The 13005-nt window shown below is 70.1% G+C and carries 15 protein-coding genes; 7 read left to right on the top strand and 8 right to left on the bottom strand.

Going from position 1 to position 13005, the window contains the following annotated elements; genetic code table 11:
* Nucleotides 1-11 precede the first annotated feature (11 nt).
* Nucleotides 12-1226, bottom strand: coding sequence for a DNA cytosine methyltransferase (locus tag HS045_RS11640; RefSeq protein WP_196451277.1), 1215 nt, complete (start codon nucleotides 1224-1226; stop codon nucleotides 12-14).
* Nucleotides 1227-1349: 123 nt separating this feature from the next.
* The gene (locus HS045_RS11635) at nucleotides 1350-2333 is read right to left on the bottom strand and encodes a DNA cytosine methyltransferase (RefSeq protein WP_230884004.1); all 984 of its coding nucleotides are present in this window, start codon (nucleotides 2331-2333) and stop codon (nucleotides 1350-1352) included.
* A gap of 104 nt (nucleotides 2334-2437) precedes the next feature.
* Here HS045_RS11635 and HS045_RS11630 point away from each other — a divergent pair, with 104 nt between their 5' ends.
* Nucleotides 2438-2866: a very short patch repair endonuclease gene (locus HS045_RS11630; protein WP_196451276.1), complete on the top strand. Its 429-nt coding sequence runs from the start codon at nucleotides 2438-2440 to the stop codon at nucleotides 2864-2866.
* Nucleotides 2867-2932: 66 nt separating this feature from the next.
* Here HS045_RS11630 and HS045_RS11625 read toward each other — a convergent pair whose 3' ends face one another.
* Both HS045_RS11625 and HS045_RS11620 read right to left on the bottom strand, forming a co-directional pair.
* Nucleotides 2933-3163: a DUF397 domain-containing protein gene (locus HS045_RS11625; RefSeq protein ID WP_196451275.1), complete on the bottom strand. Its 231-nt coding sequence runs from the start codon at nucleotides 3161-3163 to the stop codon at nucleotides 2933-2935.
* A gap of 32 nt (nucleotides 3164-3195) precedes the next feature.
* The gene (locus HS045_RS11620) at nucleotides 3196-4044 is read right to left on the bottom strand and encodes a helix-turn-helix transcriptional regulator (protein ID WP_196451274.1); all 849 of its coding nucleotides are present in this window, start codon (nucleotides 4042-4044) and stop codon (nucleotides 3196-3198) included.
* Nucleotides 4045-4242: 198 nt separating this feature from the next.
* Here HS045_RS11620 and HS045_RS11615 point away from each other — a divergent pair, with 198 nt between their 5' ends.
* Both HS045_RS11615 and HS045_RS35390 read left to right on the top strand, forming a co-directional pair.
* The gene (locus tag HS045_RS11615) at nucleotides 4243-4530 is read left to right on the top strand and encodes a hypothetical protein (RefSeq protein WP_196451273.1); all 288 of its coding nucleotides are present in this window, start codon (nucleotides 4243-4245) and stop codon (nucleotides 4528-4530) included.
* Nucleotides 4527-5000, top strand: a complete 474-nt coding sequence (locus HS045_RS35390) for an ATP-binding protein (protein WP_196451272.1) — start codon at nucleotides 4527-4529, stop codon at nucleotides 4998-5000. The genes HS045_RS11615 and HS045_RS35390 overlap by 4 nt, the downstream gene beginning before the upstream one ends.
* A gap of 177 nt (nucleotides 5001-5177) precedes the next feature.
* On the opposite strand, the gene HS045_RS11605 is transcribed toward HS045_RS35390, so the two are convergent.
* Nucleotides 5178-5483 (bottom strand): helix-turn-helix transcriptional regulator, encoded by a 306-nt coding sequence (locus HS045_RS11605; RefSeq protein ID WP_196451271.1) that lies wholly within the window; start codon nucleotides 5481-5483, stop codon nucleotides 5178-5180.
* Nucleotides 5484-5608: 125 nt separating this feature from the next.
* On the opposite strand from HS045_RS11605, the gene HS045_RS35385 reads away from it, so the two are divergent.
* On the top strand, nucleotides 5609-6031 hold the full coding sequence (locus HS045_RS35385) for an SDR family oxidoreductase (protein ID WP_255531802.1): 423 nt from the start codon (nucleotides 5609-5611) through the stop codon (nucleotides 6029-6031).
* Here the strand turns inward: HS045_RS35385 and HS045_RS11595 are convergent.
* The 3 genes from HS045_RS11595 to HS045_RS11585 form a co-directional block, all read right to left on the bottom strand.
* Complete coding sequence (locus HS045_RS11595; protein ID WP_196451270.1) at nucleotides 5967-6560, bottom strand: 2'-5' RNA ligase family protein; 594 nt, start codon at nucleotides 6558-6560, stop codon at nucleotides 5967-5969. The two genes, HS045_RS35385 and HS045_RS11595, sit on opposite strands and share 65 nt — an antisense overlap.
* A gap of 209 nt (nucleotides 6561-6769) precedes the next feature.
* A complete protein-coding gene (locus HS045_RS11590; RefSeq protein ID WP_307827474.1) occupies nucleotides 6770-8017 on the bottom strand; it encodes a right-handed parallel beta-helix repeat-containing protein in 1248 nt (415 codons plus the stop codon).
* A 556-nt stretch (nucleotides 8018-8573) separates the two neighbouring features.
* Entirely contained in the window at nucleotides 8574-9164 is a 591-nt protein-coding gene (locus HS045_RS11585; protein WP_196451268.1) for a hypothetical protein, read from the bottom strand.
* Nucleotides 9165-9535: 371 nt separating this feature from the next.
* On the opposite strand from HS045_RS11585, the gene HS045_RS11580 reads away from it, so the two are divergent.
* From HS045_RS11580 to HS045_RS11570, 3 genes are all read left to right on the top strand, one after another.
* Complete coding sequence (locus tag HS045_RS11580) at nucleotides 9536-11209, top strand: FAD-binding dehydrogenase (RefSeq protein ID WP_196451267.1); 1674 nt, start codon at nucleotides 9536-9538, stop codon at nucleotides 11207-11209.
* A 213-nt stretch (nucleotides 11210-11422) separates the two neighbouring features.
* Entirely contained in the window at nucleotides 11423-12001 is a 579-nt protein-coding gene (locus HS045_RS11575) for an RNA polymerase sigma factor (protein ID WP_196451266.1), read from the top strand.
* Nucleotides 12001-12999, top strand: a complete 999-nt coding sequence (locus HS045_RS11570; protein ID WP_196451265.1) for a hypothetical protein — start codon at nucleotides 12001-12003, stop codon at nucleotides 12997-12999. Before HS045_RS11575 ends, HS045_RS11570 begins: the two co-directional genes overlap by 1 nt.
* Nucleotides 13000-13005 lie beyond the last annotated feature (6 nt).

Here is a 13005-nt window from a genome sequence, read left to right as displayed (position 1 = left end):
GCGTCCCCCTTCTACCACGCCATTTGGCCGGCGGCCCTGAGGTAGTCATGGACCTGTCTCGCGATGGCACGGGACAGGTCGACCGGTACGGCATTGCCGATCTGACGGGCGATCTCGGTCTTGCTGCCGTACCAGAGGAACTCCTCAGGGAAACCCTGAAGCCGTGCGGCCTCGTAGTGGGTGATCGGCCGATGGGCCCACGGATGAAGGTAGCGTCCCTTCTCCGGCTTGTAGAACTCTGTACGGATGGTCACGGAAGGGCGATCGAGGTACATCCTTCCCATCACGTCATGGGAACCGCTGCGGTGTCTCATCCAACTCTCAGTGGAGCGGGCAGGGGCGATATCATGCCTGTTACCACCCGGCGGGATGTCCATGTATCGTTCGATCGACTGCTTCGTCGGATTACGTCCGATGTGCAATTCGGTAGTCCTGAATGGCCCTGGTAGTTCCTTGCCGAGAAGGTCCCTCCGGCCGGATGGAAGCTCCGTACTGACCGGATGTTCCAAGGTCGTCGGTTTCCCTGGCTCACCGAAGACGGTACGTACTGGCACCCATGGAGTCAGTCCTTCGACCCCTTCCAGCAGCCCAGTGGCGTACTTCTTCGGATCGAAGTGTGTGGGAGCAGGGTGCCGCAGTGGGACCTTCTCAGGGTGCGCCTCGATCAGATCGCGACGGGTCGCCAGAACGATGGTGCGCTTCCTGGCCTGTGGAACCCCGTAGTCAGCCGCGACCAAGCGATCGGCCTGCAACACGTAGTCCTTCAGTTCGCCTCCGTCGGCGGCCTCACGAAGCGCGGCGTACTCATCGGAGATGAAGAAACGGTCCACGTTCTCGATCACGAAGAGCTTCGGCTCGAGCTTCTTCACAACCCTGATGTACTCACGCCAGAGCTTGTTCCGCGGATCTTCGGGATCTTCCTTTCCCAGGCCTGAGAAACCCTGGCACGGTGGTCCTCCCAAGATGACATCAACCTCGGCGTCGATGTCACCGGGGTTCCAGTCCTTGATGTCACCGGGGAAGATGTGATCGGTACCACCGGCCTCGGCCGCGAAGTTCGCCGCGTACGTCGTCGCCGCCGCCATGTCCCACTCGACGGCTCCGACGGTCCGGAAGGGCGAACGATCCCAACCGTCCGGCACGAACTCGTGGAATCCCTGAGTGAAACCGCCGCAGCCCGCGAACAGATCGATGATGTTGATGTGATTGTCGGGTCCAGCGGTCATGACGGCCACCTTACTCAGCAGACCCCGTGGTCACGGAATCATCCCCACCTGGGCTGAGGACGGCTCGGGGGTCTGCCGACAGCGGACTGAGCATGCACCCGTGTCCGTGAACTCACGTGGATCTCAGTGGGCACCGGCCAGCGCGGCTGCAATCCTGTCGCCTAAGGCTGCCGCCAACGGAGGTGGGAAAGCATGCCCGACCTGTCGGTAGCGTGCCGTCTTGCCGCCCGCGAACGTCCACTCTGGAGGGAACCCCTGAAGGACCGCGACCTGTGCGACGGTCAGTTTGGGCAGGCCTTTCCGGTCGCGGGGGTCATCCTCAGTCCTCATCACGAAGTCGGGCCCCGGAACGTCGTCGGCGATACCGCCACCGTTGACACCAAGCCTGGCCCAGATGTTCTTCGACCTGGTCGGACCGAGGTCGGCGCCGCCCCTGTCCTTCGAACCGCCGACGATCGTCGGTGCGACCTCGTTCGCCACGAGCCGCCATTCCTCGGCTCCGCCCCAACCCCTGCTTCCCATCGAACGCCACAGGACGTCACCGACAGTGGCGGCGGCACCCGCCGGCTCCGGCCAAGTGAACCGAACGAAGTCGTCGGGGCGCATCGCCACCAGCACTCCGTGTTCCCGACGCTGGGGAACTCCGTACTCCTGGGCGTCGAGAACCCTCCACGCGTGTTCGTAGCCGCCGTTCTTGAGCTCCTCCTCCACGAAGCCGCGCGTCTCGGCGAAGGCGGGGGCCTTGGCCAGAGCCGGCACGTTCTCGAGCATGATCGCTCTCGGTCGTACCTCCAACGCCAACCAGATCGCCGCCCGGAGGAGATCATGCCGATCGTCGACGTGACGAGGCTTGGCGGCGGAGGAGTAGGGGAGCCGAGGAAGCCCACCCGCCAGTAGATCGACGTCGAGGACCTGCGGATGGTCGTGACCGACGAACTCCAGGAGATCGAGTTTCCTCACGTCCCACTCCGGACGGTTCGCGTGGAGCGTGGCGCAGGCGTGCGGATCGTCGTCGATGAGCATCACCGGATCGAAGCCCGCCTTTTCCAGACCGAGGGCCTGACCCCCCGCACCCGCGCAGATCTCCAGACTGGTGAACCTCGCCATCGTCGACTCCCTCGCCAAGGAGATCCCGGTATGGATCGATCCAACCACCTCCTCTCATGGTGATCCAGTGACGGGCGCCGTTCAACGTTCCGTACGGTGAACCCATGACTGCGGCGAGACCCGTCGGCGCGTCCAGCGAAGGCGTGCGCAAGAGCATGCGGGCGAACAAGGGGCGGGACACCAAGCCCGAACTCGCCCTGCGGCGCGCGGTGCACGCGCTCGGCCTCCGTTACCGAGTGTCGATCCGGCCCCTTCCGAAGATCCGCCGTACGGCCGACCTGGTGTTCACCAAGGCCAAGGTCGCGGTCTTCCTCGACGGCTGTTTCTGGCACGGATGCCCCGAGCACCACACCAAGGCGGTGACCAACGCCGGCTACTGGGCGGAGAAGGTGACCCGCAATCGCGAGCGGGACGCCGAGACCGATCGGTTGCTCGCCGAAGCCGATTGGGTGGTCATCCGCGTCTGGGAGCACGACGATCCCGACAAGGCGGCGATTCGGGTCGCTGAGAAGGTGCGCGCACGACGACCATGACCGCCGCAAAGACCTCGCACGTTCCGGTCACGATCGATCGGACGACGACGGGCCCCGCTACACGGCTCAGCGGGTCTTCAGGAGGTGGTCATCGTCGAATTCGCCGTCCTTGACGCCACCGGTGAAGGCCCTCCACTGATCCGGGGAGAACGTCAGGACCGGGCCGTCGGGATCCTTGCTGTCGCGGACGGCCACGACGCCGGGGAGGTTGCCGGCCACCTCTACGCAGTTGCCGCCGTCGGTGCTGTAGCTGCTTTTGCGCCACTCGGCATGGGACCAGTCCACGTTCGAGGTCATCCCGCGACCACCTTCCTTCGATGAGCCCTAGGCTATGAGCTGATCATGGAGGAGATGAGGGTAACCGACTCCTCTGCGGCGAGTGCCCGATTGATCAGATCTTCGAACATCTGCGCATACTTCGCGAGTTCGTCGGCATCTTCGAGTACCAGGCCGCTGGTGGCCTGTTCGAGGTAGACGAGGTCGGGATCCGCCGGATCGGGGAACTCCAGGAGAACGAACGGGCCGTCCATCGCCGGATGGGCCCCGCTCCGGAAGGGGAGCACCTGGATCGTGACGTTCGGCAGCTCGCTCCATCGGAGCAGGGAGGCGAGCTGGCCGCTCATCGTCTCCGGGCCTCCCACCTCGCGCACCAGAGCCGCCTCGTCGAGCACCACGTGCAGCCGGATCGGATCGTCCCGGGTGAGCAGTCGCTGGCGGGCGAGGCGTACGCCGATCTTCTTCTCCAAGTGGCCCGCACTGGGGCGCATGGCCGTCGCCTCGATCACCGCCCGTGCGTACGCCTCGGTCTGCAGCAGGCCGGGAATGACCTGGACCTCATACGTCCGGACCACCGCCGCGTCGGCTTCGAATCCGATATAGGAGTCGAAGCCGGCCTTCATGGCGTCCCGGTGGCGATGCCACCAGCCCTTCTGCCGGGACTCCCGCGCCAGCGCGACCAGTTCCCGCCGGAGCGTGTCGTCGGTGACCTTGTAGTGGTCGAGCAGGTCGCTGACATCTCCGTGATGGACGCTCACCCGCCCGGTCTCTATGCGGGAGACCTTGGTCGCGGACCATCCCAGAGTGGCGGCCACCTCGGTCCCGTTGAGGCCGGAGGCTTCCCGCAGGCGTCGCAGTTCGATCCCGAGCCGACGCCGTCGAGCCGTAGGACTGATGGGCATCCTCACCCTCCTGTTGGGCCCCCAGCTTGGCAAAGCCCTTCAGCCTGCGCAAACACAATCGGTTCGAAGTTTTCGCGCGAACGCAATTGCGCAAACGCGATTGCTCATGCATGCTCCAAGCGTACGGCTCGTCACCCTGCGTGAGGATCAGGCCTTGACATCGCAGGAGGAGCCTCATCCGTCACGAAGGGCCAGACGATGAAGCCACACAATCCCCAGGCGCAGTTCATCCACCTCCTGCGGCTGGGGTGGGACCTGCGGACCCTCGGGGTCGGCACCGCGCTCGTCCTCCCCGCCACCGGTCAGCCGGTGCTGGAGGTCATGTGCGGAGGCGAGACGCGCGTCCGGATCACGGCCGTACGGCGGGACCGCGAGTGGGTGTTCACCTGGCGGCCCTGGTGGGCGCGGTTCCTGCGGCGGGACGGGTCGGTCTGCGCCGAGGCGGACAACGCGGCCGACATCATCGTCGCGGAGGCGATCGCGTGAGCGCGCCGCAGCGAATCCACCGGGACAGGCCCCCGCAGGCGCGCCACGCCGTACTCGACGTGCTCCGGCGCCGGGAGTTCCCCGGCGTCCCCGCCTCCGTGTCCGAGGCCCGCGCCTGGGCGCGGGAGCACCTGACCGGACAGGTCTCCGGTGACACCCTCGACGTCGCGCTGCTCCTGCTCAGCGAGGTGTTCACCAACTCCGTGGTGCACTCCGACTCCGGTCGCGTCCCGGGCGGGTCGGTGACCGTCCATCTGGGCGCCCTCGACGGCCTGGCCCACGTCGAGGTGCTCGACGACGGCTCGGCGACCACCATGCCCTTCCTCCGGGCCGCGACCCCCGACGGCGAGAACGGGCGCGGCCTGGCTCTGGTGGACCTGCTGGCCGCGAAGTGGAGCGTCCACCACGACGAGGAGACCGGCACCGCGGTCTGGTTCCAGGTCTGCGAAGAAACAGCGGTATCAGGCTGACCGCCGTGTTCGCCGAGGCTTCAGCCCCCGAAACCGCGCAGCGGAAGCTGTCATTCGTCGAACTGGGAGCTTCGGGACGCAGCGATGTCTCCGAACGGCATGACGAGCTGCTCCGGGAGGGGCTGGATCATCCTTCGTGACGGCGGTTCCGGGGGTCTGCGGGCCGGTGTGCCGCGGCTACGCGCCGACGGCCGAGACCTCCTTGCGGTACGCGGTGGGGCTCATGCCGCGGACCCGCTTGAAGGCCGCGCTGAAGCCGAACGCGTCGGCGTAGCCGACCCGGCGGGCCACCGAGGTGACCGTGGCGGCCGGTTCGGCGAGCAGGTCGGCGGCGAGCGCCATCCGCCACCCGGTCAGGTACGCCAGCGGGGACTCGCCCACCGGCTCGGTGAAGCGCAGCGCCCACGGCGGCGACAGCACCGACCGGCCGAAGACGGCGCCGTCGGCGCGCACGCCCCGGAGCAGATTGTCGAACGGGTCCATGACCGTCACCATAAGCCCGCCGTACGGCCCGCCCGCCGTACGGCCGGGCGGAGCGGACGATCACGCATGCACGCCGTACGGACGGCCATGGCCCGGTGCCCGCGCCGGGCGGTTGACTCGACGGCATGACGACGGCACATGCGGATCGGATCCTGGTACTGGGCGGCACCGGCAAGACCGGGCGGCGGGTGGTGCGGCGGCTGCGGGAGGCGGGCCGGACCGTGCGGGCGGTGGACGCGGGCGTCCGCCGGTTCGTGGCGCTGTCCGGGCGGGGCATCGAGCACGCGGCCGGCGGCGACTTCGGCCAGGGGATGATCGCCGCGGAGCAGGCCGTACGCGGTTCGGGGGTGGAGTGGACGATCATCCGGCCGAACAACTTCGACCACAAGGCGACCCGGGACGATCCGCGACGTCGCCGTACCGTCACAAGGCGATCCGGGACGATCCGCGACGTCGACGAGGACTTCGCCCGCGACCCGGAGGTCACCCGGCGAGGTCCAGCGGGGTGTGGACCTTCCAGCGGTAGAGGTGGCCGTCGCGCCGGATGACGATCAGCTGGATCCGCCGGACGGTGATGGTGGCCGGGGCGGCGGTCACGGTGGCGAGCGCCCGCTCGTACGGCTCGGCCGGTCCGTCCGCGTCGCTGTAGGCGATGCTCATGTGCGGCGTCCAGCCGTCGTCCTCGTCCACCTCGCCCCGGACCTCCCGGACGCCCTGCCGTACGGCGCGGCGGGCCCGGTCGATGCCCTCCGCCGGCAACGGCCGGAACTGCACGGACTCGGGGTCCACCACGGGCCGGTCGAAGGTCAGGCGCGCCGGCTCGACCTCGGCGAGGCGGAGCCGTACGGCCTCCGCGATCGCGTCCACGTCCTCGACCTCATCGGTGAAGCCGAGCCCCTGCATGGTCAGGTGGAGCCACTCGATCGGCAGGACGTCGAGCCCGGGAAGACCGCGGAGCGGTTCCTGCCAGGCGCGGACGAGATCGTGCAGACCGTCCTGGCCGCCGAAGGTGGTGTGCACGGCGTACAGTTCCCGTCCGGCCCGCCAGCCCGGACGCCACCACCAGTGGCTTCTCATCCGCTCCGGCATCGTTCCCTCGCCTTCCGGTCGGCAGATCGGCGCGGCCACCCGACATCCGTGGCCGTATACGGAAACTACGTGGCCGCGTCCCGCTCCGGAAGATGACGACCGCCTGCCTGCCGTACGGACACGGGTCGGACGGCCGTGACCGGCCTGTTCCCGCCCCTGAGATCGCGGAGGACCGGCCGGTCGGCACCGGGGGCGGGTCAGCAGACGGTCTGCTCGCTGTTGACCAGGGTGTTGTTGCGGATCCGGGTGTCGGTGCCGCAGGGCTTCTCGATGATGGCCGAGTTCGTCACCCGCAGGTTCTGGATGGTGATGCCGGAGTTCTTGGGGAACTCGGTCCGGGAGGCGAGCCGGATGTCGCCGGGGCCGGTGACGGTGCCGCTCTGCGCGGCGACGGTGACGTTGTGGCAGTTCTCGATCAGGATGGAGTTGCTGCCCGTCCGGGCGATGTCCACCCGGTCGATGACCGCGCCGCCGCTCTCCGAGACGCAGAAGACGCCGCGTCCGCCGCCGCGGGCGACGACCTCGCCGACCCGGATGTTCACCGGGTAGGAACCGCCGATCCGGCCGTTCCGGTTGGCCATGCGGAAGGCCGCGTAACCGGTGCCGGTCCCGGCGCCCTGGGCGTCGACCTTGGTCACCGTGGCGTTGGTGGTGTCGTTCAGCAGCAGCCCGGACTCGCCGGTGTCACGGGCCGTCACGGTGCCGATCGTCAGACCGTCCACGCCGTAGGTCTCGACGGCGTGCGAGCTGGAGCCGGAGACGTAGACGCTGCCGATCCGGACGTTGCGGGTCCGGACGCTCCGGTCGCCGTGGTTGTCGATCCGGACGCCGAGGCCGCTGGACAGGCGCATGTCGATCTGGCCGAGCGTGACGTTCACGCCGTTGCGGACGAAGATCCCGTAGCGGGGGACACCGGTGACCTTGAGGTTCTGCACCTCGACGTCGGTCACGCCTCTGGCGTACACCACGGCCTGGTCGCCGCTGCCCGAGCCGGTGACGTTGACCGTGCCGCAGACGTCCAGCACGGTGTAGCTCGGCAGGGAGAGCCGGGAGTTGGCGCTCATCGATCCCGAGCCCCGCACGACGACCCGCTGCTTGGACGTGCGGCCCGAGGTCAGGCTGTTCACCGCGGCCTGCATCGCCGCGCGCATGTCGGTGCCGGTGTAGACGGTCCTGCCGCCGTTGCGCGCGGTCCACGTGCTCCCGCTCAGTACGGCCTCCGCCTGGTGGGCGCCGTCCCCGCAGGCCAGCGCGCTTCCGGCGGCCCCGGATCCCGTTCCCGCGGCGGTCCCGGCGGCGGTCCCGGATCCGGTTCCCGCGGCGGTCCCGGCGGCGGTCCCGGATCCGGTTCCCGCGGCGGTTCCGGTGGCGGTCCCGGCGGCGGCTCCGGCCGGCGCGGAGAGCGCCGTCGCCACGAGGGCCGTTCCGGCCAGTCCGGCTGCCACGGCCCTGATCCTGCACCTGAGGGCGGGCGCCCTTCCGCTGTCTCGCATGTCACTCCTCCGACTCGGTACGGCCCGGCCGCGATGTGGAGACGGACGTTACGGGGACCGAAAATCACGAGTCAATAAAGGAGCGACGGAGCTTCGGAAAGCGCTTGCCCATGCTGTCGCCGCACGCTGGGACGATGCGCCCTCCGGACGCGTGGGCGGAGATGAAAGTTTCAGCCGGGCCCTTCACCCGGAGACCGACCGGACCGGGCCGCGGTGCGCCGCGAAAGCACAGGTCACCGGGCCGGGCCGCGGTGCGCCGTGAAAGCACAGGTCACCGGGCCGGGCCGCGGTGCGCCGCGAAAGCACAGGTCACCGCGGCCTCCGGGCGAAACGCAGCCCCCTCCCCGGAGGCCGCGGCGCCGTACGGCATGGAGATCCTTTTCCGGGAAGTGCACGCCAGGACAGGGCCGGAAGCGTGCGCTTCCCGGAGAAGGATCGAGCACGGCCTCCACCGGCCGGGATCGGACGGACGAGGCCCGACCGCACACCGGAAGCGGGCGGAGACCGGCTACACGCCGAGGGCGGGCGGGACGAGGCCCGGCATGGCGGGGACGCCGCCGTCCATCGGGGCGAACGGTCCGCCCTGACCCATCGGCGATCCGGGGAAGCCCCAGTTCTGCCGGCCCTCGCAGCCGTGGGTGCCCTCGGCGTAGGCCGGCATGGTCCCGTCCACGCTGTAGATCATGCCGGAGTAGCGGACGCACCGGCCGTCCGTCCGCAGCCTGACGGGCCCGGCGTAGTACCGGTACTTGCCCTGGATCGCCTGGTTGTAGCCGCGCCCGTTGCCGTTCTCCGAGTCGACCTCCAGGCTCGCCTGGGTCGTCGTGGCGGTGCCCAGGGACGTCGCCTTCATGACGACCACGCAGTGCTGCCGGGTCTCGCGGTTGTGCAGCAGGTAGAGGTAACCGACGACCCCGCCGGGGAAGCCCGCCCGCATCGGGCGCATCGCACCGGGGACCTTCGTGAAGCCCGAACCGCACACCGACTCGGCCCTGTAGGGGTTCGTCACGGCCGAGGCCGCCTGGGCGGGAACCACGGTGGTGGCGGCAGCGGCGGCCAGCACCGCCAGAGCGGCTTTCTTCTTGACGAGTCTCATCATCGCTATCCCCCGAATATGACGCCGGAGATTCCCGTTACCAGTGCGGAAATCCTTTTCATGATCAATCGAGGGTTCCCGAAAGGCAAGGACCTCCATGCAAAAACCCCGCCTCCCTTCCTTCACTTCGCCCCTGAATAGGAGGAAAGCCGCAAGAATTGGTAATTCATATTAATAGCGGATAAAACGGTGCGGGAGCCACGATCCATGGCGGCGGGTGGGCGCCACGGCCCCGGCGGGTGGGCGCCACGGCCCCGGCGGGCGATCGCGTCCGCCCTCTGGCCTCCGCTCCCGCGGGGCCAATACGGTGGGCCCTCATCGGTCCCCGATGTCATGGAATGTCCGGTGACATCCGGAAGTGAGGAGCACCCCCCATGGACGCAGACGTCATCGTCGTCGGCGCGGGCCTGGCCGGTCTGGTGGCCGTCCACGAGCTGACCGCCGCAGGGAAGAAGGTCGTCCTGGTCGACCAGGAGAACGCCGCCAACCTCGGCGGGCAGGCGTTCTGGTCCTTCGGCGGCCTGTTCCTGGTCGGCACGCCCGAGCAGCGCCGCCTGGGCGTCAAGGACTCCTTCGAGCTGGCCTGGAGCGACTGGACGGGCAGCGCCGGGTTCGACCGCCTGGACGACGAGGACGCCTGGGCGGTCGCGTGGGCGCGTGCCTACGTGGAGTTCGCCGCCGGGGAGAAGCGCTCCTGGCTGGCCGGGCACGGCGTCACGTTCCTGCCGACCGTCGGGTGGGCCGAGCGCGGCGGCCTGCGCGCCGGCGGGCACGGCAACTCCGTGCCGCGCTTCCACATCGCCTGGGGCACCGGGACCGGCGTGGTCGAGCCGTTCGCCCGCTCCGCGCACCGGGCCGCCGCCGCCGGGCTGCTCCGTTTCCACCACCGGCACCGGGTGGACGAGCTGGTGGTGACCGGCGGCGCGGTCACCGGGGTGCGCGGGACGGTGCTGGCCGACGACGACTCCCCCCGCGGGGTCGCCTCCAACCGCGACGCGGTCGGCGCGTTCGAGCTGAGCGCCCAGGCGGTGATCGTCACGACCGGCGGGATCGGCGCCGACCACGACCTCGTGCGGCGCCACTGGCCCGAGCGGCTCGGCCGTCCCCCGGCGCACATGGTCACCGGCGTCCCGGCCTACGTCGACGGGCGGATGCTCGGCATCGCCGAGGACGCCGGGGCCCGGCTGGTCAACCGCGACCGCATGTGGCACTACACCGAGGGCCTGCACAACTGGGACCCGATCTGGCCCGGGCACGGCATCCGCATCCTGCCCGGCCCGTCGCCGCTGTGGTTCGACGCCCTCGGCCGGCGGCTGCCCGAGCCGTGCCTGCCCGGCTACGACACGCTGGGCACGCTCAAGCACCTGCGCACCACCCCGGACCTCGCCGGGTACGACCACTCCTGGTTCATCCTCAACCAGCGGATCATCGCCAAGGAGTTCGCGCTCTCCGGCTCGGAGCAGAACCCCGACATCACCGCCAAGGACCGCAGGGCGTTCCTGCGCTCCCGCGTCCTCGGCAAGGGCGCGCCCGCCCCGGTGGAGGCGTTCAAGCGCAACGGCGCCGACTTCGTCGTGGCCGCCACCCTGGAGGAGCTGGTGGCGCGGATGAACGGGCTCACCGACGAGCCGCTGCTCGACGCCGCGGCCGTCCGCGCCCAGATCGAGGCCCGCGACCTGCAGGTCGCCCACCCCTACGGCAAGGACGTCCAGGTCCAGGGCATCCACAACGCCCGCCGCTACGTGGGCGACCGCCTCGGCCGCGCCGTCCCCCCGCACCGGATCCTCGACCCGGCGGCCGGGCCGCTGATCGGCGTGAAGCTGCACGTCCTCACCCGCAAGACCCTCGGCGGGATCCAGACCGACCTCGACTCCCGCGCCCTGGACCGGGACGGGCGGCCGGTCCCCGGCCTGTACGCCGCCGGGGAGGTCGCCGGGTTCGGCGGCGGCGGGGTGCACGGCTACAACGCCCTGGAGGGGACCTTCCTCGGCGGCTGCCTGCTGTCCGGCCGGGCCGCCGGCCGCGCCGCCGCCCGGCAGACGGCCTGACCGCCTGCACCGCCCGGCCGCCTACACCGCCCGGCCGCCTACACCGCCCGGCCGGGCACGGGACGGCACGGCACGGCTCTCCGGCGGAGCGGGCCGATGCGGATGAGGCGAGAGGAACAGGACACCTTTTCCGGAAAAATCTGGATAGGCAGGAAACGGGGTTCCGGTGCCGGACACGTACGGGGTGACGAGCCCTCCAGGGAAGGAGACAGTGTGGGCCCCCCCGACCCCCAGCGGCGCTTCGAGGAGATCTACACCGCGCACTACCCCGACCTCCTCGCCTACGTGCGCCGCCGTACCGCCTCCCCCGACGACGCCGCCGACGCGCTCGCCGAGACGTTCACCACGGCCTGGCGCCGCCTGGACGACGTCCCCGAGGGGCACGCCGCCCGGCTCTGGCTGTACGGCACGGCCCGGCGCGTGCTGGCCAACGGCCGCCGGGCCGCGGACCGCCGGACCGAGCTGGCCGTACGGCTCCGCGCCGAGCTCGCCGTCTGGGCCGAGCACACCGGTGACGCCGGAGCTCCCGGAGGCGCCGCCGGACACGATCGGGGCGGGGTGCGGGAGGCCTTCCGGCGGCTGAGCGCCGATGACCGGGAACTGCTCGCGCTGGTCAGCTGGGAGGGCCTGGACGCCGGGGAAATCGCGACCGTGCTGGGCTGCTCGCGCGGGGCCGTACGCCTCCGGCTGCATCGGGCCCGCAAGCGGCTCGCCCGGGAACTGGACTCCGCCGGACTGAACCTGACCCGGTACGGCTCGCGCGCGGTCGCGCTGGCGAGGGGAGAAGCGTGATGCACGACGTCGACCGCCTCGTGGCGGGCATCGCCCCCGATCCCGGCCCCGGCATGACCCCGGGAGCCAGGGAGCTGTTCGAGGAGATCACCGCTGCGGCCCCGGCCCTCGCACCCGCCGTGCCCGCCCGCCGTCGGTGGTTCGCCCTTCCGCCGCAGGCCCGGACGACCCGGCCCGCCCGGTGGCGCCGCCGGCTCGTGCTGCCCGCCACCGCCGTGGTGATGATGGCGGGCTGGGTGCTTCCCGGCTCCCTGGGAGCGGCCCCCGCCTCCGCCGCGCTCGACATCGTGCGGGAGGGCGACCACTACGTCATCACGGTGAAGGATCTCTACGCCGATCCGGAGAAGTACGAGTCCGAGCTCAGGACCCTCGGCCTGGACATCAGGCTCAGCATCGAGCCCGCCTCGGAAGGAGAGGTGGGCCGGTTGCTCGATGTCCGCGAGGAGGGTGAACTGCAGCGCATCCGCCGTCTCGTCGAGGAGGGAAAGCTGAAGTCGGGGCAGACCATCGTACCCGGCGAGGGAACCATCACCAGCGTCGACTCATCCGACTCGTGTCCCACCCTGTTCCCCTGCACGATCGGCCTGAAGGTGCCCGTGGACTACGCGGACACCGCGGAGATCTCCCTCGGGCGAGCCGCCCTGCCCGGTGAGGAGTACGCGGACCGGCCGGATCTCGGCGCGCCCCACCAGATCTTTCACTGCGTCCAGTACGCCAACAGGACCGTCGAAGAGGTGACGACGGCGCTGCGGAGGCGCGGCGTGACACCGAGTTGGACCTCCTACGCCGAGATGAGGTTCCGGCCCTCGGTCCCCGGTGACTGGTATGTATACGAGGGTTTCATGACCTCGGCGACCACCGCGCGCATCCTGGCCAATCCCACACCGCACCGCACTCCCCGGCCGCTGAAGGTCTTCTGCCCCGAAGGCCCGTCGAGCTCTCCGGACCCGACGGGCCCGCTGGACCCCGGACCTTCCCAGAGCCCGCCGGCCTCCTGAGAGGGC

Source organism: Planomonospora sp. ID82291 (genome assembly GCF_015711645.1).
Taxonomy (GTDB): domain Bacteria; phylum Actinomycetota; class Actinomycetes; order Streptosporangiales; family Streptosporangiaceae; genus Planomonospora.
This window is presented reverse-complemented; position numbering and strand designations above follow the sequence as displayed.